Source organism: Paraburkholderia kirstenboschensis (genome assembly GCF_904848585.1).
GTDB lineage: Bacteria > Pseudomonadota > Gammaproteobacteria > Burkholderiales > Burkholderiaceae > Paraburkholderia > Paraburkholderia kirstenboschensis.
On record NZ_CAJHCR010000017.1, the window covers coordinates 88,942 to 108,096 of the forward strand.

The window sequence follows — 19,155 nt, forward strand, 5'->3', positions numbered from 1 at the left end:
CATGGGATGCACTCCGCCGATTTTTCTTCGGAGTGTCCTCATGTTTGGTCTTTATCCCGCCGGCGCCAGATGGGTCCGGCACTTTTCGGCAGCACGTGCGCCTCGCGACATCCAGAAGGTCCTCACGGTCCACGCTGGATTCAGCGCAGGCATTTTCCATCAGCCGTTCGGAGAGAGCCGCGGCGCGGTAATCGCGCAGAAGGGTCGTTTGCTGGTACTTGCGGAACGCGTTGATTCGGTCAGTGCCGATCTGGCGCTGGTGCCGGACGTGCAGATGCAGAACCTGCTGTGGTCGTTCAACAGCGGGTATGCGAATCAGTGGGGTTCCCGCGAGCTCCGTGTGCTGACCGGTTGCGACAACTGGGATGCGTTGTTGCGGCAGGCAAGCGCCGATTACGCGCAGGCCTGCGACCTCGTTGAGGAAGCTGTCTCAGGCGCGCTTGAAGCGAAGGCGGCAGAGAAGCTTGCCGCCGAGCAGCTGGCCGCTGAAAAGGCGGCTGCGGCAGAAGTGGCCGACGCACGTCGTCTGGCAGATCCCGTTGTTGGCACGATGTACGCCAACGACGACGATGTGCCGTGGCTGCCGTCGGACTATCTCTTCGATGCACCGCATCCGGAGGTCGCCTCATGCGCCCACTAAAGCTGACCCTGACCGGTTTCATCGGCGTGCGCGACGGCATGAAGCGCGAGAGCGTGTCACTCGATCTCGTGTCCCTGCCGTCAGGCCTGATCGCGTTGACGGGTCCAAACGGTGCGGGGAAATCCACGATCATGGACAACCTGCATCCGTACCGGATCATGCCTTCGCGGGCCACAAAGCTTTCTGTCGACGGATTCTCGTACTGGGACCACCTGTACGGATCGCACGCCCTCAAGGAGTTCGAATGGGAGCACGGCGGAGTCTACTACCGCTCGTCGTTTGCATTCCGCAAACCGGGCAAAACCGGCAAGGCTGAGTATTTCCTTGCTTGGTGCGACCCGAGCGGCACATGGCAACCGATGCAGACCGGAGACGGCACTGTGTCAGACGGGAAAGCCGAAACCTACGATGCGTGCGTCGAGTCGGTGTGCGGCTCGCTGGAGTCTTTTTTCACCAGCGTATTTTCCGCACAGAACCGCCGACCACTGGCGTCCTATGGCGCAAGTGAAATCAAAGGGCTGCTCGCGGAGCTTCTGCATATCGACCATTTGCGCGCGCTGTCGGCGAAAGCTGGCGACGTCGTGAAGGTTCTCGGCCGCGCGCTCGATGCGACGCACCAGCAGCTTGTTGCACTCGGGGCGAAGCGCGACCGCGTTGTGCAGATTGATCAGGCCATCGTTTCGGATGTCCAGTCAGTCGCAGCGGCTCGGGAGAGCCGTGAGGCACTCAATGCACGTGCAGTCACGCTGAGCGATCAGCGCGCAGTTCTGGTTGCGAAACAGACTGCGAACGCGGATGCCCCAGCGCGGTTGAGGGAACTGGCCGGACGACGCAGTCTGATCGCGTCGTCACTGCAGGCACTGGTGAATGACGGCTTGGCTGACGATCGCCGCTTTACGCAGCGACTGTCGGCCTTACGCGAGTCGATTGCCGGTCACAACGCGGTGATCGCGCAGCGTGACGCCATCCTGGGTGCTGCCGCCGCGCGCGATGGTGCCCAGGCACGTCTGGCGAGCCTCGAAGCGCGTGTCGAGCCAATGCAGCAGGCCATCGCAGCACTGGAGGCCAAGCAGCTTGAACTGACCGCGGCCACTTCGCGCATCAACGGGCTGACATCCGAGGGCGAGTCGAAGGCGTCGTTGCTCAAGTCGCTGGAACAGCAGGCTAGCGTGATCGCTGCCGTTCCCTGTGCGGGTCACGCGATGCACAACACGTGCCCTCTGCTTGCCCAGGCGCGTGAAGCCGATGCGAAGGTTCCTGAGCAGCGCGTTTCGCTCAACAACCTTCGTGTGGCATTTCGCACGAGCCGCGAAGCGGTGGATCGTCTGACGCCCGAAGTGCAGCAGCTTGCTACGCGGCGCGCCGAACTGAAGACGCTGTCCGGGGAGATTGCAGCCTCGCGGCGTGATCTGCAAACGGCGGTCGATCTTGCGGCGCGCCAGCCATTGCTTGATGCGTCAACCGAAGGCGTTCGCAAGGCCAGTGAAGAACTGGACGCTGTGGAAGCCGAGGCGAAGTCTGTTCGCGAGCGACGACAGATACAACAGAACAGCCTGTCGGTGCAGGCGCGCGAACTCGACGCAGAAGTTGCGCGGCTCGGTGTCGAAGACGTGACGGCCGCCATTGCAGATCTGGACCGGCAACTGACGCAGTGTCGCGACGGCATCACCGCAGCCGATGCGCGGATCGAATCGCTGATCCGTTCACAGGCAACCCGTGAAGTCGAGCGGCAGGCCATCGCGAAAGAGCTGGCGGGATTCGACGCGACGCAGTCGCGTGCGAACCGCATCTCCGATGAGATCGCCAGCTGGAAGCTGCTTGCGAAGGGGCTGGGCAATGAAGGTGTCATTGCCTTGACGATCGACGATGCAGGCCCGGCGCTGACGAAAATGGTGAACGACCTGTTGCTTGCCTGTTATGGCATGCGCTTCACGGTCGAGATCCAGACTCAACGTGCACTGGCAAGCGGCGAACTGCGCGAGGGATTTGAAATCCTCGTGCACGACGCCGATATCGACAGCACCAAGGCAGTGACGGTGATGTCGGGCGGCCAGAAGGTCTGGATCAACGAATGTCTGACACGCGGCATTGCGCTGTATCTGGCCAGTAATGCGGGCCAGCCGTATCAGACGCTGTTTAGCGACGAGTCCGATGGTCCGCTGGATCCGCAGCGCAAGCTGCAGTTCATGCGCATGAAGCGGGAAGTTCTGCGACAGGGCGGCTACGAGCGGGAGTTCTTCATCTCGCAAACGCCGGACCTGGTTGCCGAAGCTGACGCCGTTATCGACGTAGAGGCGCTTGCAGTCTGAGCGTCAATTTATCTTTCAACCCTGTGGGGATCGCTCCCCACAGGGGCGTTCCCTCGCCTTTTTTTCAACGAGGAACGCCATGAAACACAAGCACGACATGTACGCACGAACCGGAGCGGTCACCGTCTCCGTTCGGCCTGCGATGCCGCGCACGGGCACTGTCCACACCTACGTCCTGAACGGCACGCTCCTGCGTGACGTTCTCGTCGGCGGCAAGTGGGTAACGCACCACGCCAGCATCCCTCTCGAATCGCGGGCCGCGTAAGCGGCTTTCCTTTTTCATACCGGGTTCATTCCATGCAAAATAACCTGATGATGCTGCTTCTGGTAGCAGGCAGTTCGACGCTGTGTGCCTGCACGATTCAACCGCAGGCCCAGCCTCAGCCGTCGAGGCACGTATCGACGAGTGTCATCCAGCAGCCGCGAGGTGAGCCGGGCGACTTCATTCTTTGCAACGATGGTCGCGTGCTGGTTTTTCCAGTCGCGCATCCGAAAACCTGTTCCTGATCCGCAAGGCCTCGACCTCGAAAGAGTGTCGGGGCCTTTCGCATGGAGAGCCTTCATGAAGAAACAGATCACTACCGCGGCTGCAATTGGCGCGTTGCTTGCCATCGCATGCCTGTTCTGGGAGCAGCAGTCGGCGGCCGCTTTGTCCGCAACTGCAGGCAAAGCGACACGCGCACCTGGCGCAAGCCAGTCGCCGTTCGACCGGCGACTGAATGTAGCCGTGTCCACGGGCACGCGACGCGATTCGCGTCACGGCGACTGTGTGCCGACCTAACGTCTGACGCATCTTTTACTCACCCGCCGGGGCAAGCCCCCGGACGGGGAGCCTGCCCAGCAATCTTCTTATGGAGCAGGCCAAATGACTTACTCTTGCACTGATTTTTTTGACGACGTGATGCGGTGTCTCGCCGATTCTGGCGCAATCGCAACCGATGACGTTCCGGAGAACAACCTGGGTGTCGCCGCGGATCTGGCGATGGCGGCCATCGTTACGATGCATCGCGCGAGCCTGTCTTCAAATTTCGTCCGTGAGCTTCTGGATGAAGTTGAGACCCTTGGCACCGTAGCCGAAGAACATGGCACCGGAGCGCTCGCGTTTCTGTTCTACCTCCAAGCCGCGATTCTTAACGAGACATTTGTCGAGGCGCGCAATCACGACGACGCAGGTCTGCTTGCATTCATCAGGCGTTTTCCGTCAGGCGTCACCTGGATGAAGCATATCCGGGTCTTGGAGTCGTCCTAGCCAGCATCTATACCCTACGGGATCACGCTCCCGTACGGGCGTGATCGCTGCGTAGCCGTTGTACTTTTTTCCCTATCCCTTGCGGGGCACGCCCGCGAGGGCTGCTCCGCATTTTCCATTGGAGTGGCAAATGACTCGAGGCCCACGCGTGCCCGGCATGCCGGTGCTGCAGAAAAACGCTCATGTAGATGACGGGCTGCTCGTTCGAGTGGGCATCCCTCATAGCGGCGGTCGGCTCGCCTTTCATGCTTTCAACGAGGGGTACCCGGCGATGGTGTCGGCGTCTGCCTTGTGGAACCGAAAGACAGGCCGCTTTCGTATCCCGCGAGCGACCGATCTTACAGAGATTGACTTCGCCCTGGATAGCGCGGGTTTCTCAGCGATGAAGCTTTTCCAGGCAAAGGGTCGACAAAGCGGAATCGCGGGCGTATCCCTGGACTATGGAGCAGTTCGTCGAACTGGCATCCTGTTCAGGGGCAGCCTGGGTCGCCCAGCCGGACATGTGCTGTGAACCTGAGCTCGCAGCGGACCAGGATGCAGTCGACTATCGGGTGAACGCAACGGCGACGTTGCTCGAAGCGATGCTGCGGGTCGTTTATGCCTGGCAGGATCAGCTGGCGGCAAGTTGTAGCGCCGAAGTTGTGCAGAACACTGTCCGGATTCCGGTACCCGTTGCACAGGGTTGGAAAGTTGACGATTACCGACTAAGCATCGACCTGTTGCTCCAAATGTGGGAGCGGTGGGTGCCGTGGATTGCGGCGCCGGTTCTTATCGGTCTGGGTTCGGTCTGTCGGCGGCACCTGACCGATCGCCGGCACGGGCTGTTCGCCATCCTTGAAGGCCTCGAAGCGCACCTGCCGGCCGGTTCCAAACTTCACCTGTTCGGCGTAAAAGGGCAAGCCCTGGAGCGCGTCAAGATGTATGACTGGGTGGCAAGCGTGGATTCCATGGCACCGGACTTTGCGGCCCGCGTGAAAGCGCGGCAGGCGGGAACGCCCAATACAATTGCTCACCGGGCGGCCGAGATGGATCGTTGGATGAGCAATGCGTCGCGCCGGGTCGCTCCTCGGAGCGGCGATCAGTTTCGCCTCTCGTTCAACGGCTAGGCCCCGATAGTATTGTGATCAGCCCGCGGGTTCCTCTGGAACTGCGGGCTTTTTTTCGTCTGAGACGGGCAGCGTCCCATAGCCCCGTTTGCAGAGAGCGGGTTATCAATGCACGCGGCATATTCCCGGAGCGACTACGCCTCGGCAATTGCGCAACAGTGGCGATTTGTCATACCTTACGGCAATCACAGATTCGAAGGTCTGGTATGCCAGCACAATGCACATTTGCACTCAACGGATTGAAGGTCTCGACGCTCCTATGCAGCGGTTTTGGCGGAGTAGCCGCTTTCTCCGGCAACAAGAATCACGTCGATAACCCTGCAGACACTGCTGTCGTCGGCGCCGGTCCGATCCCGAAGGGCCGCTATTACATCATCAAGCGCGAGACGGGTGGGCGGCTTGGGCGCGTGCGCGACCTCGCCCTGGATATGTGGTCAAACAGCAATCGGGCGAGTTGGTTCGCGCTGTACAGTGCCGACGGCAAGATCGATGATTGGACTTTCGTGAACGGCGTGAAGCGCGGCAATTTCCGGCTGCATCCGAACGGCCGCTGGGGTATCAGCGACGGCTGTATAACGCTCCCATCGCAGGCGCAGTTTGACCGTCTGAGCGCCTACCTCCTGTCACAACCGTCAGCGGTGATCCCCGGCACGGATATCCCCTACTACGGAACGGTGGACGTGCGATGAAAGGTCTTTTGCGCGTGGGCCTTGCGGTCCTGCTCACCCCACTCGTGTTCATCGGTCTTTCGCGTATTGACCCACTCGCGCGCTGGGTCGGAAGCGACGCCGTATGGACGGTGCTCACGCCGTTATTTCGTATGTTCGGCGCCGTTGGCACCGAAGGCGAAGAAAGCGTAGTGCTCTGCGTGCTGCTTGCCGTCAGCTTCATCACTGCGGCGCTCCTGGTCTGGATTGCATCGGTCCTTATCCAGAGGCAAAGACAGCGCCAGGCAGCGCGGTAAGCGCTCCGCCGTGTTCCGGTGAGTATGTTGCGTGTCATCTGCGCCCGAACGGACGACGGCGGCTGTGCCTGCCGGACCTGCGCTCCGTAGACTTAAAGGGCGTCGATGCTGATGTCGAAGAATCCGTTGCATCCGGTGCAACGGAACAGGCGCCGCTTGAGTTCGGCCGCCGTCCGCTTCCTTGTCCGTTTGAAACCGTGCGGTCGCGCCTCGACCTGCTTCAGGCAGTGCGGGCAGTCCATCAGCGGCCGCGGAGCTTTAAGTCCAAGCCGCACGCGCCGCTCAAAGTTGCCGGTCGGATCCAGGAGCAACAGCCACTCGCGGAATCGCCGGACCCAGGCCTTTACTATTTCAGGCGTCGTCCCGAGTTCTTCTGCGGCATGAGCGAGCGGCCGATGCTGCGAAAGCAGAGGCAGGAACGCATACAGGATGTCCTTGCGCAGCATCTTGGCCAGCGGCGTACGGGTCGCACGCGAATACAACCTTGCGCACACACGGCACTGGAATTGGGGCAGAGGCGAGCGCGCGCGCTTCGTAGAGGCAAGTCGAGTGTTGTCGCTGCCGCAATGCGGGCACGGCGGCGGTTCGACATTGTCGGAGAGGGTCCGGTCGACGTGGCTTTTCAGAAAACGCGTCAGTTCCTTGTCCTCGACGTGGCGTCGCGGAAGAGGACTGGTGTGACGCAGCGGGCCGCCGAAATCGAACCGCTCTGCATCGAGGGCCGAGAGAAGCGGCGTTGGCACCGGCACCGGCGCCTTGCGGGGCTGCGTTCTGACGGAAGCGGATTCGACACGCGGCAGATCCGGGGCGTCGAGTCCAGCGCGTCGGCGGCGCTCGGCCGCGTTAAGCGCCAGATCATTGGCCACGATGACGGGTATGTCACCGCCGGTCGTTGCCGCGTCCAGCGGCCACACGTAAGCGCACGACGGACACTTCGCCCGACGTTTGTCGTCGGCGCTGAACCCTCCGTTGTTCAGTTGCCCATCATGGCCGCATTTCGGACACTCGCCGTGCGGGCGGTATCTCAGGCCGAGCCTGACAAGCGGCGTCCAATGGACGTCGGGATCGTGCGTGCAACGCGATGAGTTGCCGGAAGCGCATCAACCAGTTCGAGACGGCGCCGTATTCGACGCCCAGACGCCGTGATACCTCCTCGAGCGGCACCGGCTGGGACAGAAGCCGGAAGAACTCGGGCATTTTCTTCGCGAACCGGAGGCGGGCAATGGGGCTGCCCGTCAGTCGTGTGTACAGACGACGGCAATCGGCGCACCGAAAATAGGGCACTGCATGATACTCATTCGCCCGCTGGTGCAGGCGGCCACGGGCGCCAGCGCAATGCGGGCAACGCGGCACCGGAGTCGCGTCAGCCGAATGGAGCTCCGCCCAGAGGCTACCGACGAAGGCGGTAAGGGCGGGATTTTCTGTGTCGCCGTACTCCCGCGCTTTGCCGTGCGTGATTGGCTCGTGCGCATCGAAGAAAACCTGGGGGCGAACGGAGCGTCCCGAGCGCCGGGAAGATTGTTCTTTCGGTAGGCCTGCCATCTCGTTGGGCGATCTGCAATAAGCGGTAATTCTAGGAGATATAGAGGTGCACGTCTGGCCAGAGGGCGTCGAGCTTCAAAAACGGACGTTTATCGCCCCGGTTGGTCCGGATCGGCGTCGTGAGAAACCTTGAGCGTCAGGACTTTCCTACAGTCAAACAACGCCCCGCGCGGTATTCACGCATCATATTCATGATTTCTTGCCGACGTAGGTCGGGATCGAGTTTCCTCGCTTCGACGATGTGTGCGATGAGGTCATCGTCCACGCTTTCCGGCAACAGCAGTTGCATATCGCTCAGCGATAGATATTCGACGGCGTCCCCACTATCGCCAAATTTCTCGTAGCATCGGGCATAAAGCTTAATAGTGTCGTAGGACAGGTTTGTTTTGTTCGCTATGTACTGGTAGACGGAAACTCTTGCGTGCTTCCGTATGGCGGGCGTGTCTCCGTCCCTGGCGACGCAAACTGCTTCGTAACGCTCAACGAGAAGGACGATGGCTCTGCCGGCTTCTGTGTGATGGCGCCTGGCGCCGCAGACGAGCCGCAGATAAACGATGGCATCTGTGAGCGTATCTGGTGTGTCGTCCAGCGCAGCTTCGTGTTCCTCGGTGCTTTCGCCTCGTCCCGTACCTCATTCATCTTTGTTCCTTGCATTGTCTGGACAGTCTTATCAGCTTTCGGCCGCATCCGTGAAAACTTTAAGTAGATCGTTGCGCAACTCTGATACGTCCATTTCATTCCGGGCGCGTGTAAGGCCCACGTACAGCAAGCGCTTCTCTTCGTCGGCCATCGTAGTGCGTCCATCGTCTTCCGTCTTGAACCTGAAGTCGCCGCAGACCTTCACCCGGTCCCATTCAAGACCTTTGGCGCGGTGAATCGTTGAGACCACATAATCCGCCTCCGCTTCCGGCGAAGCGCGGGACAGGAGGTCGCGCAGATAGGCGGTGCCTTCACGATCGATAAGCTGGACAACGGGGAGGAGATCACGGCCAGCGTGAGTCGCTGCGTATTGCTGAACGTCGCGCCACGTTTCGAACAGTGCGAGTGAAGCAGGGCTGAACGTCCGCTGACCCCGCATCAGGCGGTCCGCGCCGTCGGCGAATGCAAGGATCTCCTCCACGTTCGCCCGCACGGCGACCTTGTGTCCGTTCTGCAGGCCGTTTGCCAGCGTCCCAATGACAGTCACGTTCTTGCGGCAGAGGATCGCGTCGAAGCTCCGGGTGGGTTCATGCTCCTCGAAGAAGGTAGATGAAATGTTGGCCTGGCCGCGAACCGGTACGCGCTCGCCCAGGAGGTTCAGCACGCGTGAAGCAAGCGCGGCAAAGTGCGGTCCGAAACGGAACGACTCAGTGAGCGCGCACTCCCGTGCCTTGATGTATTCCATGGCGTTGACCGCACCGCGCCACTCGTAGATCTGCTGATAGGGGTCGCCCACATAGATGATCTGGGCCTGGCCCTGACGACGCAGGACCGACAGCATCAGACCGTCGCTGTCCTGCGCTTCATCGAACAGGATGAAATCGGCGCCGATCTGCGGGCGCGACCGCTCCCACGTCTTCAGATACGTGTCTGGGGTGATGGCGATCTTTCCCTGCGGGTCGATGCTCTCGTTCCAGTGTCGTACCACGAAGGGCAAAAGCATCGCGCGCAACTCGTCGGCCGACTGCTCGGTGATCATCTCGTCGACTGGAATGTGCCACGCCTCTGGCTCGTCCTGCGCGGACCGGCAAAAGCGTGCAGCGCCATCTGCAACGAGGCGGCCGAGCTGGAAGGCGGATAGCTCGACGTTTTTGCCAATAATCGTCGGAACGCGGACGGGGCCGAGCCCGTACCTGGCAGCGAGAAGGTGAGGCGGCTCCTTTGGAAGATTCAGCCGCGCGGTCAGCGCCTTGTCGGTGGCCCGGAAGGCGACCGAATGGACCGTCTGACACATGACGTTGCGCGGAAACTTCCGCCTGGCTTCGGCCGCAATGTCCTTATTGAAGGCGAGGTACTGGCCACGCTTCGTGCTGAACCGTTCGGCGATCATCCCGAGCGTCGAGGTCTTGCCGGCGCCGGCGTACGCTTTGACTTTTACCGTAGCGCCGGAGGTGACCGTCTCGAGCGTGTCGAGCTGTTCGTTCGTCGGCTTGATTGTTTTCATGCGCTCTCGAATGATGTGGGCGGCGAAGGGCTGTGATGCGGGTTGCGGGACACACGAACTCCAGGACATTCTGACCGGTCGCGCAGGTGCACGCCCCGTCGAAAGACGGCGTAACAGCACCGCCTTTCGGGCTCGTGAACCGGCCGACCGTGTCACACGCCTATCGCAGCGCGTTAGCTATGTCGCGCGGCACGGCAACGGGCTCGGCGTGGCTGGTCTGTACGCGGGTCCGTCCGGCGACAACCGACTCAGACCGGATCGCGACACGTTCCCGGAACAGACCGCGACCCGTTGTGACATGCGTCGCCTCGTATGGATTGCCACGCTTGATGTAGTCCCCAACGTCGAAATCGATTGGAAACAGCGACGACTCTTCGCCGCTCTCGACGACGAGCCGGATGGCGTTCAACGGAACACCGCGCAGGTGAGTATCCAGAATGCGATTCAGGATCTGGTCCCGGACGATGGATGACTCCATCGGACCCTGGTACTCGGCCTTCGTCTCAAGCAGATGGACAATCGCCAGACGCTCAGTTGTTGCGGTAAGCGCAATGCGGAACTGAAGGGCGCATGGTCGGCCCGTTTCATCGGGATAGGTCATGTCCATGAATGATGTTTTGTATTGCATTTAGCACTCCGAACAAGCTTGTGCCGGCACAGACGAACCGGCAAGACCAGCCTACGGAGTTGGAAGCGAAGTCAAGTCGTCTGGGCGCTGATGGTGTCGCGGATGCGGATAACGGTGCGATGACTGGCCAGGCCCAGCATTGCGCTCGTCTGTTCGTTGGTGCGGCCAGACAGCAACTGACGACGCGCGAAGGTATTGCGCAACACACGCGGGCTCATGTCCGGCGCAGCAAAGCCGATCGCGTCCAGCGCTTCACGCACGACCGCACCGAGGAGGACGTCGTTGATGGGCTTGTCACCTGTGCGCGGCGCGGGGAAAAGAAGCGTGCCGTCGGGCGACGGATGAAGCCGTTGCCATGCCGCAAGCGCAGGCGTCGAGAAGGCGGGAAGGGCCACAGTCCTCTCGAGGCGTGTCCCTCGCTTTGGAACGGATACCTGCGGCCGTACCCCTTCGACGACGACGTCGCGCCATCGCGTGCCGCGGACTTCGGCCGCAGTGAGGCCCGCCCCCAGCAGCAGCGCTACGACAGCGCGGTTGCGGCACAGGCGGGCATCGTCGCCGGCGTCGGGTTGCACGAAGGTTTGCAGCGCCGCGTCGGCGGCCGGATCGAGAAAGAGCGGCTCGGGCTCATCCTCTGGCCAGGCGGCCGAGAGTGCGAAGGGTGCCGCCGGATTGCTCTCACGCAGACCGACGTCGACGAGGTGGCGACATAGTCGATCGATCAGCTTGACGTAGCGCAGGCGTGTGGTCGTGCCCGGCGCGCAGCGGTTTTCGACGTCGCCAAAGAATGACTCAAGGTGCTCGGGCCCAAACGTCGCGAGTGCCACGCCGCGGGTGAGCAGATGGCGTAGGAACCGGTCGAACATCGCCTTGTGCTGCACGATCGAGCGTTGGGAGAACCGGCGGCGGTCTGCGCCGGCCGCCTCTGTCGTCTGCCAGTGGAGATAGGCGGAGTGCGGCTCGGCATTCCACAGGTGCGACTCGTTCATGGCATTGATCACCTTATATACTGAACTGGCGTCATCCCTACACCTGGCGAATCTCCGATCCGCCATCCTGCCTCTAGGAAGAGGGGGGTACCGTGCCGCCCCCATAGGCGTCGCAGATCGCACGCAGGCACGCAAGCGGACCGCCCGGGACGATCTTTGCAGCGCACGCGAGCATCAGGTTGAGGGAAAGCCCGAAGTCCTCGACCAGATAGCCGCGCTCGCAAACATCGCCGAGCGCGGTCGCAATGCACGGCACGCGCTCGCGCAACTCCGTGACATCCTCCCGGTAAGCCCAAATGGGCTTCCCAAGCGCAGCCGCAAACCCGATCTCGAATGCAGTGCCACTATCCGGCTCGCCAACGCCACGAAAGTCAGCCACATTGGCCATCACCATATCGGCGCGGCGAATGGCGGCCGCGTTGGCACGATAGATCCACGCGGCCTTGTCTTGAGGCGACAGGTTCGCCGGCGCGATCGCGTCGAGCGGATAAAGCCCCTCGAATCCCAGGCTGGTGCAAAGTCGCTGCAGCGAGCGACCGTATTCCAGTGCGTCGGGGCGAAACACGTCGAAACCCGCGAGATAGATCCGCGCCTTTCCGGCGCCGTCGTGTGCCGCAGTCATTCGGGGATGCGAAAGCGTGCGAGGTCCTGATCCTTGATCCATCGCGGCGCCCGCCCGCGCCCGCTCCACGTTTCGCCAGTCTCGGGGTCTCGGTACTTTGCGGCCACCGGGCGTCCCGCGTCCTTGCGCCGCTTGCCAAACACCTGGTCAGGCGTAAAGCCGAACTCCGCCACAGTCTCGCGGACCTTTTCGAGCGCGGACGCAGCTTCGTGCTGTCGTGCCTCTGCGATGAGTTTTTCAAGCTTTTCTTTTTCCGCGAGCAGTTCCTTGTATCGTGCCATCGTCTTGAATTTCCGTTGTGGATGATGGACGATTCTACCAGGCCCGAATCGCTGTCAAGTGCCCATCCCTGACTCGCAGGCGGAGATGTGATGTTCGCTCCGGTCCTCGCCAGCGGCGGCTCAACTTCACATTTGCAATAACGACTATCGATGAAAAGAATTTCTGTCCGTCGCTCGAGCGTTCATGGTCGCGGCGTCTTTGCGTTGCAGCCGCTTAGCGCAGGTGAACTCATCATCGAGTACACCGGTACGGTTATGAGCTGGAAACGCGCGGTAACCCGCCATGCGAAATTCGGCACTGAGGGACATACGTTCCTGTTCGGGCTTGCCGACGGTCGGGTCATCGACGGCTCGATCGGCGGCAACAGCGCACGATGGATCAACCATGCGTGCGTCGCGAACTGTGAAGCCGTCGAATCCGAGGGGAGAGTACTCATACACGCACTCGCGAATATCAGGGCCGGCGAGGAACTGTTTATCAGCTATGGACTGACGACAGAAGGCCGCGCTTCGGCATCGGTACGAGCGCAGTACGCATGCCGTTGCGGTCACCGTCGTTGTCGCGGAACCATGCTCGGCCGCAGATGACGCAGCGGTAGCGTTCCGGCTGCGTGCCTTGTAACGGCGACAGTCGGTCCGTCCGATATTCAACGGTCACCCGCGCTGAACGCTTTGCTCTACGCGGCGATGCATCCAGGAAGCGCTTTCCTATGGCTTTTCGTTCGAAAGCGTAGCGATCCTTCGCGCGTGCAGGCGTTCACGAAGTAGGACCTTGGCTACAACCGGTAAGTCTGCGGCAAGCTCATTGCAACTTTTGTGAGCCAGCACCAGGTTGGCGAGTCGCCAGGAGCCGCCGTCCTTTTCTGACAAAAGATGTTCCAACGTCACGTCGCCAGTTCCAAGCGCAACGCCGCAGTAAAAGCAGTTGTCCCCGTCGCGCGCTCGCAAGCTCTTCAGGCGTGCCGCCCGCTTCTTCTGGCTCGGGTTCGCGGTATCTCGGGATCGCGGCGCGGACGGTAAAGTACCGTTTCCCGCCGGCCGCAGAAGTCTGATCGCCATCGGCTCCATGCGGATGACTTCGGCTGCCCCCTTCTCGAGCAGCGCAATCGCCCGCGATAAGGAACAGTTCGCCACCGCGGCGCCGTTCAGATCGAAGACCGCAACCGCTGACATGATTTGTCGGGCCTTAATCAGTCAACGTAGATGCTCATCCGCGGCTCGCCAGGGCGCGCTCGATCTTCTGATCGGTCTTGTACTGGCTCAGTGCGTAGACGGACCAGATTGCGGCAGGAATCCAGCCGATCAGCGTAATCTGAAGCAGCAGGCAGACTATTCCCGCGAACGACCGCCCGATCGTGAAGAACTGAAGCCATGGGAAAATCAGGGCGAGCAATAAACGCATTTTTGTCCTTTGTTGATTGAGGTTTTCTCAGAAAGCACCGACGCCGGTCGTGAGACGAAGATGCTCCGGTAGCGGTGAGTATCAAAAGGCCTGGCGTTTCGTGTTATCGGCCGCGTCCCGCGAAACCTTGAGTTCGTCGACGGCGGGACGGGTGTCGCAGGGAGGCGCTTTAGCTGGCCGGCTTCCCTGGCGGGGCCATGTCCGCTGCTTTGGAGAGCGTAGACAAACGCCGGCGACGGTATGGAATGTGCTGGAACCACTGCGACGGCCGGGCCTCGCACAATTCCGCCAACGACCGCCCTGGCCGGAGAAGGGAGAGATTCCATGACTCATCAGGACTTTGTTCGTCAGCTTGCGATGATGCTTCGCGATATGCCGCGTGGCGTTACTGCGGAGCTCAGCGATTGCATGGTGGCGTACTGGAACGGGCACTCCGTCGTCTTCGCCTTCCTTTGCGAGCGTGGGACCGGAGCGGTAGAGGAGGAGTTCGACATTGACGATTATGTCTGGGAAGACTGGCGGCCAACCTTCGAAAACTGGCTTGCACGGCCCGTGTTCAGCGCCAGCCCGGAGGTTGAGCTCTGGCTGAGAGATGCTCCGCCGCACGAGGCCGGTGCGTGAAATGGGGCGCTGGAGTCGCGGGCGTGGAAAAGCAGTTGCCAGTCCGTTGCAATCGGAAGAGGGCGCGCTGCCGCTGCTGATTTCGCCCCAGCTAGCCACACTCGTAGACCGCGCCCCGAAAGGCGGCGACTGGTCCTACGAAATAAAATTCGACGGCTATCGCGTGATGACGCGTATTGAACGCGGTATCACCCAGATTTTTACCCGCAACGGACACGACTGGACTGCGCGCATGCCGCGGATAGCCGATGCCTGCAACGCCCTACAGGTTGACGACGCCTGGCTTGACGGGGAGGCGGTCGTACTCGACTCGGGCGGCCGCCCCGATTTCAACGCGCTGCAGAATGCCTTCGACCGGCGCAGCACGGCCGACATTGTCATGTTCGTATTTGACATCCTCTGGTTGAATGGTGTCGATCTGCGTGAGCAGCCATTGCGTTCCCGCCGCGCGCTCCTGCGCGAACTGATGGAGCAGGCGACATCCGACGCGATACGCTTTTCGGAAGACTTTCCGCAGGACCCCGTGTCTCTTGTCGCCTCCGCATGCAAGATGAAGCTTGAGGGCATCATCGGCAAGAGGGCGGACGCGCCTTACCGTTCCGGTCGCTCGACGGACTGGATCAAACTCAAGTGCCAGGCCAGGCAGGAGTTCGTTGTAGGCGGCTTCACGCGGGCGAAGGGCGCGCGGGCGGGAGTGCAATCGCTGCTGCTTGGCGTGCATGAAAAGGACGGTTCATTGCGTTACGCGGGCAGCGTGAGGCCGTACTTTTCATCCCGCGCCGCGTCCGCCTTCCTGACGAGAGCAGACTCCGTGCGCCGCGAGGCCACTGCCTTCTACAACCCGCCGAAGCCCGAGAAGGAACGGGATTATCTGTGGCTCGATCCGTCGATCGTCGTTGAATGCTCGTTTCTCGAATGGACGCCGGGCGGCGAAGTGCGTCACCCCGTCTTCCATGCTGTGCGCGACGACAAGCCCGGGTCCGCAGTCAGCGAAGAGCCGATGGTGACCGTAGAGTGCGACGAGCCAGTGGAAGCTGACGCCGGCTCTACACGGGAAGTGGCGGGCGCCAAGGGCGCAGTGAAGATCGGCGGCATCCGGATCACCAATCCGCAGCGTGTTCTGGACGAAGTCACCGGCCACACAAAGAGGGAACTGGTCGAGTACTACTCAGCCATCGCTGAGTGGGCGCTGCCGTATCTGCATAACCGTCCGCTCGCCCTCGTTCGCGCCCCGGAAGGAATCAAGGGCGAGCTTTTTTTCCAGAAGCACAGTGAGAGAGCCCGCATTCCGGGTGTCGTCGAACTGCCTCCCGAGTTGCATCCACGTCACCCTCCGTTACTGGTCGCGGGCAGCGAACAGGCGCTCGTTGGCTTGGCACAGATGAGCGTTATCGAGATCCACACGTGGAACGCCGTCGCGCCGGACCTCGAGCATCCCGATCGCATCATCTTCGATCTCGATCCGGACCCTGCGCTGCCATGGACCGCGATGCTGGAAGCCGCCAGTTTGATGAAGGTCGTGCTCGACGAGATCGGCCTGCACTCCTTTCTTAAGACGAGCGGCGGCAAAGGCTTTCACATCGTTGTGCCTCTCACTCGCCGACAGGGATGGAGCGAAACCAAGGCGTTCGCCCACGGGGTTGCGAAGCATATCGCGCACGTCGTGCCGCAGCGATTTTCGGCAGTGCTCGGCCCTAAGAATCGCGTCGGAAAAATTTTTATCGACTATTTGCGCAACAGCCGTGGGGCGAGCACAGTTGCCGCCTTCTCCGTGCGCGCCCGCCCCGGCATGGGTGTCTCAATGCCTGTCTCCTGGGACGAACTTCGGGAAATTAGCCGCGGCGATGAGTGGACAATGACTAAAACCGTCGAGCGTCAGAGATCGCTGAAAAAAGACCCGTGGCAGGGCTACTGGCAGACGCGGCAGGGCATCACGGCAGCCATGCGGCGCGCAGTGGGTCTGGCTTGAGTACGCTTGGCCGCGGCGAACGGCGGACGCGCGGCGACCGGGACGCAACCATCATGAAGTGGACATGCCATCGCGATAGGCAGGCTCCGACCCGAGGTGGACTTTCGATCTGCTCCGAAGCAGACATTCACGAGACAAACGAACGCAAGAAATTCTTGCGTTTCCATCTGACAATCAGTTGAAGTAGTAGCCGCAAATTGCGCCGGTCAGTCCGATATGCGTTTGAATCGATAGAGCGCGTAATGCTTTGCCGTTCCCGTTGGGATTGCACCAAACAGCATATTCATGTGAACTTGCATGTGTTCCTCAACCATCAGGTCGCCATGCTCGTCGAGGTAAAGCGCGGCCGACGAGTCTGTACTGTTCGGGCCGAACTCGGAGCGCCCCGTCCCACTGGCGCCACCCCATGCAATCTTTCCGTTTCGGCCCGTGCACACGAATCGGCCTTTGTCCTCCATCGAAGAGATGTACTCGACAGGTTGTCCAGTAGGAAAGGCAAGCGTCACAGTCGCCCTCCGGTCGTTCCAGGCGATTGCTCCGGACTGAGGGTATCTGCCCGTTTCCGCTGCGTGAAGCTCAGCAACCTCAAGAGCGCCTCTGAAAGGAAAGGCATAGTCGATACGCAGGCTCTGCTGAGCCTGCCGGGCAACAGCATCGCCGTCCACCAGCAACCCACGTCCCTCATATTTTCCGCTGAGATCTGGACATACGCTTGATGCGTACGACGCAGGTTCGAGGTTCTTGCCACCTGCGCCTGGATAGCTCGCTGGTGAATGCAAACATCCGCAGCAAGCGATCGATGCCGTTGCGACAAACAGTGTACGCAGCCTCAATTCTGGTCCTTTGTTATGGCGCTCGACAACCCGGGATTCTCGATGGTCTCTTCCAAGTGTGGCTGTCGCAAATGTCAATGATAGGGATTGTCAACGGTTGAGAGGCCCGCGTCGAGTGGCCGCTCCTGGCCGGCTGCCGTCCCGCAGGCAAGATATGGCTTCGTGTCGGCGTTCAGAGCGGAGGCCTGCCCAGCTTGGCCCACTGCTGCACGGACTCCCGGTCCCATTGACGCGCTGCATACGATGCCAACTTCGCGGGAACGTCGTCGCCATTCATGACGAGGCGATTTAGCATCAGCGCCAAGTCCGTGTCGGCGATACACCAATCGCCCAAGAGGTGGGATGCATCCTGGGAGAGAAGCCTGTCGGCTGCGAAGTACAGCTTTTGCACTGCCAACTCCGCTGCGGCTGTAAGAGCCGGAGCCTCCTTTTTGTAGAACACAACCTCCGTGGAGCGCTCCTGACGAATCGGCAACAGATCGCTTCTGAGCCACGCCTGGAGTTGGCGCGCCCGAGCCCGGAGATGTCGGTCAGGGGGATAAACGGGGGTTTCGGGGAAAGTATCGTCAAGATACTCAGTGATTGCCGATGACTCGGATAGCGCAAAATCGCCATGTACTAACGTGGGTACGCGCTGAGTCAGCGATTCGACGGCGTAACTCTGTTCACGATTAGCGCCGCGTCCAAGGTCAACCGCAAGCAGATCGAATGTTAGTTGCTTCTCCCGAAGCGCTACGAACACAGACATCGCGTACGGGCTTGCGAACTGCGCATCAGCATATAGACGAAGCGGTGGCTCAAGCATGACACATCCTTGGTGACCGCTTGTTGAGCAGCTCGATGGAAGGAGCCTGAAGAGGAATGGGCATTGTCAGCGATCTGAGGCGTGATGTCGAACGGCCGATTTTGGCCCGGTTAATGCCTGATCGGACGCGCCCCGTCCGGGGCGCCGTATGAGATGCTCGTTCAGACAATGTAGCGCTTCGCGCGCCCGGATGTCGGACGACGCCTCGGGGGGCGCCCTTCTGCTCGCGCAAAAGCGGAAGCTGGCGCAACGCTTCTTCGTTGGCCGGGCCGATAGAAAGCGACGCGCATACGCCTTCATCGCCTCGTCGACCCTGCCCGTCTCCTCGATAGGCATTCCGTGGCTGAGTGCGCTTCGCGTCGGGAGCGGGCGACAGCAGGCTAGCAGTACGCATACTCGCCGACAGGCCCATTATTTGCCCCAGCGTCGTTAATTCGTGAAACAAGGAGGACCTATGGCAGACCAGCATAAACCCGGCGAGACCGTTAAGACATCCGGGATTTACAAGGTAGTGAAGGAGGGTGGAGGCGGCCCGGAATTCGAGGTCACCTGTGTCGAAGGGGAGCATTTTCCGCCGACCCGCTCGGGCAAGGGCGCGCACTATGAACTGGTCCACGGCGCGACGCATTCGCATAAGCACAGCGAGCTTGGCAGCGGCGACAATTAGCGAGGCTATGGAACGCCCGGATGGCCCGCGTTGAGGGAACGGTGCAGCGCGGCAGGCCGTTGATCGGTGCGGGCGCGTAGCCAGGTTCGGCGTTGCCGGGAGGGCGGCGATATGACCAGACGATGGACAGTCGTGGCGGCAATGTTCGCTTCGACCTTTCTGCTCGGCTGCGCGGTCCGCAGCATCAGAGTGAACTGGGCCGCGCTCAGAAAAGCCGGCTACGATCCGTCGCCCTGGTATGACGATCCGTATTACCCCGATGACCTGCAAGCGGCACAGCGCCTCGTGGACTACTGGTTTCAGACCGAATGTCAGGTCGCAGTCGGGTTGACGGGCGTGAATGTCCTGACGGTCAGGGGGCCAAGCCCGGGAACCCGATCTGCCG

Annotated in this window: 24 protein-coding genes and 1 pseudogene; 13 read left to right on the forward strand and 12 right to left on the reverse strand. The window is 61.2% G+C overall.

What is annotated here, in order from left to right; all coding sequences use genetic code 11:
- Positions 1 to 208: 208 nt before the first annotated feature.
- The 3 genes from JMY24_RS30550 (at position 209) to JMY24_RS30560 (ending at position 3,214) form a co-directional block, all read left to right on the forward strand.
- Positions 209 to 640, forward strand: coding sequence for a hypothetical protein (locus tag JMY24_RS30550; RefSeq protein ID WP_236597582.1), 432 nt, complete (start codon positions 209 to 211; stop codon positions 638 to 640).
- Positions 628 to 2,949 (forward strand): SMC family ATPase, encoded by a 2,322-nt coding sequence (locus tag JMY24_RS30555; protein ID WP_128597420.1) that lies wholly within the window; start codon positions 628 to 630, stop codon positions 2,947 to 2,949. The genes JMY24_RS30550 and JMY24_RS30555 overlap by 13 nt, the downstream gene beginning before the upstream one ends.
- Before the next feature lie 79 nt (positions 2,950 to 3,028).
- Positions 3,029 to 3,214, forward strand: a complete 186-nt coding sequence (locus tag JMY24_RS30560) for a hypothetical protein (RefSeq protein WP_128597421.1) — start codon at positions 3,029 to 3,031, stop codon at positions 3,212 to 3,214.
- 14 nt (positions 3,215 to 3,228) lie between these two features.
- Here JMY24_RS30560 and JMY24_RS30565 read toward each other — a convergent pair whose 3' ends face one another.
- The gene (locus JMY24_RS30565) at positions 3,229 to 3,438 is read right to left on the reverse strand and encodes a hypothetical protein (RefSeq protein WP_164853765.1); all 210 of its coding nucleotides are present in this window, start codon (positions 3,436 to 3,438) and stop codon (positions 3,229 to 3,231) included.
- A 73-nt stretch (positions 3,439 to 3,511) separates the two neighbouring features.
- Here JMY24_RS30565 and JMY24_RS30570 point away from each other — a divergent pair, with 73 nt between their 5' ends.
- The 5 genes from JMY24_RS30570 to JMY24_RS30590 all read left to right on the forward strand — a co-directional run bounded on the left by JMY24_RS30570 (position 3,512) and on the right by JMY24_RS30590 (position 6,268).
- Complete coding sequence (locus tag JMY24_RS30570) at positions 3,512 to 3,730, forward strand: hypothetical protein (protein WP_128597423.1); 219 nt, start codon at positions 3,512 to 3,514, stop codon at positions 3,728 to 3,730.
- Positions 3,731 to 3,814: 84 nt separating this feature from the next.
- On the forward strand, positions 3,815 to 4,198 hold the full coding sequence (locus JMY24_RS30575; protein ID WP_201703440.1) for a hypothetical protein: 384 nt from the start codon (positions 3,815 to 3,817) through the stop codon (positions 4,196 to 4,198).
- A gap of 440 nt (positions 4,199 to 4,638) precedes the next feature.
- Complete coding sequence (locus tag JMY24_RS30580) at positions 4,639 to 5,304, forward strand: deazapurine DNA modification protein DpdA family protein (RefSeq protein ID WP_236597583.1); 666 nt, start codon at positions 4,639 to 4,641, stop codon at positions 5,302 to 5,304.
- Positions 5,305 to 5,510: 206 nt separating this feature from the next.
- Complete coding sequence (locus JMY24_RS30585; protein WP_128597425.1) at positions 5,511 to 5,993, forward strand: DUF2778 domain-containing protein; 483 nt, start codon at positions 5,511 to 5,513, stop codon at positions 5,991 to 5,993.
- Complete coding sequence (locus tag JMY24_RS30590; RefSeq protein WP_128597426.1) at positions 5,990 to 6,268, forward strand: hypothetical protein; 279 nt, start codon at positions 5,990 to 5,992, stop codon at positions 6,266 to 6,268. Before JMY24_RS30585 ends, JMY24_RS30590 begins: the two co-directional genes overlap by 4 nt.
- 92 nt (positions 6,269 to 6,360) lie before the next feature.
- Here JMY24_RS30590 and JMY24_RS30595 read toward each other — a convergent pair whose 3' ends face one another.
- From JMY24_RS30595 to JMY24_RS30630, 7 genes are all read right to left on the reverse strand, one after another.
- Positions 6,361 to 7,182, reverse strand: a complete 822-nt coding sequence (locus JMY24_RS30595) for a DUF746 domain-containing protein (RefSeq protein ID WP_128597427.1) — start codon at positions 7,180 to 7,182, stop codon at positions 6,361 to 6,363.
- Between the two features lie 764 nt (positions 7,183 to 7,946).
- Positions 7,947 to 8,099, reverse strand: a complete 153-nt coding sequence (locus JMY24_RS30605; protein WP_164853767.1) for a hypothetical protein — start codon at positions 8,097 to 8,099, stop codon at positions 7,947 to 7,949.
- A 381-nt stretch (positions 8,100 to 8,480) separates the two neighbouring features.
- Positions 8,481 to 9,953 carry a 3'-5' exonuclease gene (locus JMY24_RS30610; RefSeq protein WP_128597429.1) on the reverse strand — a complete coding sequence of 491 codons (1,473 nt, stop codon included), beginning with the start codon at positions 9,951 to 9,953 and terminating at the stop codon, positions 8,481 to 8,483.
- A gap of 160 nt (positions 9,954 to 10,113) precedes the next feature.
- Complete coding sequence (locus JMY24_RS30615; RefSeq protein ID WP_236597584.1) at positions 10,114 to 10,560, reverse strand: hypothetical protein; 447 nt, start codon at positions 10,558 to 10,560, stop codon at positions 10,114 to 10,116.
- 92 nt (positions 10,561 to 10,652) lie between these two features.
- Positions 10,653 to 11,570 carry a tyrosine-type recombinase/integrase gene (locus JMY24_RS30620; protein WP_128597470.1) on the reverse strand — a complete coding sequence of 306 codons (918 nt, stop codon included), beginning with the start codon at positions 11,568 to 11,570 and terminating at the stop codon, positions 10,653 to 10,655.
- A gap of 73 nt (positions 11,571 to 11,643) precedes the next feature.
- Complete coding sequence (locus JMY24_RS30625; protein WP_201703442.1) at positions 11,644 to 12,192, reverse strand: nucleoside 2-deoxyribosyltransferase; 549 nt, start codon at positions 12,190 to 12,192, stop codon at positions 11,644 to 11,646.
- The gene (locus JMY24_RS30630; RefSeq protein ID WP_128597431.1) at positions 12,189 to 12,473 is read right to left on the reverse strand and encodes an H-NS histone family protein; all 285 of its coding nucleotides are present in this window, start codon (positions 12,471 to 12,473) and stop codon (positions 12,189 to 12,191) included. The genes JMY24_RS30625 and JMY24_RS30630 overlap by 4 nt, the downstream gene beginning before the upstream one ends.
- Positions 12,474 to 12,623: 150 nt before the next feature.
- Between JMY24_RS30630 and JMY24_RS30635 the strand changes: the two genes are divergently transcribed.
- Positions 12,624 to 13,061, forward strand: coding sequence for an SET domain-containing protein (locus JMY24_RS30635; protein WP_128597432.1), 438 nt, complete (start codon positions 12,624 to 12,626; stop codon positions 13,059 to 13,061).
- 120 nt (positions 13,062 to 13,181) lie between these two features.
- Here JMY24_RS30635 and JMY24_RS30640 read toward each other — a convergent pair whose 3' ends face one another.
- Positions 13,182 to 13,646 carry an HNH endonuclease gene (locus tag JMY24_RS30640; RefSeq protein WP_201703443.1) on the reverse strand — a complete coding sequence of 155 codons (465 nt, stop codon included), beginning with the start codon at positions 13,644 to 13,646 and terminating at the stop codon, positions 13,182 to 13,184.
- 34 nt (positions 13,647 to 13,680) lie between these two features.
- Positions 13,681 to 13,875, reverse strand: a complete 195-nt coding sequence (locus JMY24_RS30645) for a YqaE/Pmp3 family membrane protein (protein ID WP_128597433.1) — start codon at positions 13,873 to 13,875, stop codon at positions 13,681 to 13,683.
- Positions 13,876 to 14,199: 324 nt separating this feature from the next.
- Here JMY24_RS30645 and JMY24_RS30650 point away from each other — a divergent pair, with 324 nt between their 5' ends.
- Both JMY24_RS30650 and ligD read left to right on the forward strand, forming a co-directional pair.
- Positions 14,200 to 14,496, forward strand: coding sequence for a hypothetical protein (locus tag JMY24_RS30650; RefSeq protein WP_128597434.1), 297 nt, complete (start codon positions 14,200 to 14,202; stop codon positions 14,494 to 14,496).
- 1 nt (position 14,497) lies between these two features.
- Entirely contained in the window at positions 14,498 to 16,465 is a 1,968-nt protein-coding gene (ligD, locus tag JMY24_RS30655; RefSeq protein WP_201703468.1) for a DNA ligase D, read from the forward strand.
- A gap of 206 nt (positions 16,466 to 16,671) precedes the next feature.
- On the opposite strand, the gene JMY24_RS30660 is transcribed toward ligD, so the two are convergent.
- Complete coding sequence (locus JMY24_RS30660; RefSeq protein WP_236597585.1) at positions 16,672 to 17,136, reverse strand: hypothetical protein; 465 nt, start codon at positions 17,134 to 17,136, stop codon at positions 16,672 to 16,674.
- A 334-nt stretch (positions 17,137 to 17,470) separates the two neighbouring features.
- Positions 17,471 to 18,103, reverse strand: a complete 633-nt coding sequence (gene yfcF, locus JMY24_RS30665; RefSeq protein ID WP_128597436.1) for a glutathione transferase — start codon at positions 18,101 to 18,103, stop codon at positions 17,471 to 17,473.
- A gap of 454 nt (positions 18,104 to 18,557) precedes the next feature.
- On the opposite strand from yfcF, the gene JMY24_RS30670 reads away from it, so the two are divergent.
- Together JMY24_RS30670 and JMY24_RS30675 are read left to right on the forward strand one after the other, a co-directional pair.
- Positions 18,558 to 18,770 (forward strand): hypothetical protein, encoded by a 213-nt coding sequence (locus tag JMY24_RS30670; RefSeq protein WP_128597437.1) that lies wholly within the window; start codon positions 18,558 to 18,560, stop codon positions 18,768 to 18,770.
- Positions 18,771 to 18,949: 179 nt separating this feature from the next.
- Positions 18,950 to 19,085 (forward strand): annotated as a pseudogene (locus JMY24_RS30675) (DUF4148 domain-containing protein); the annotation flags it as partial.
- Positions 19,086 to 19,155: the final 70 nt, after the last annotated feature.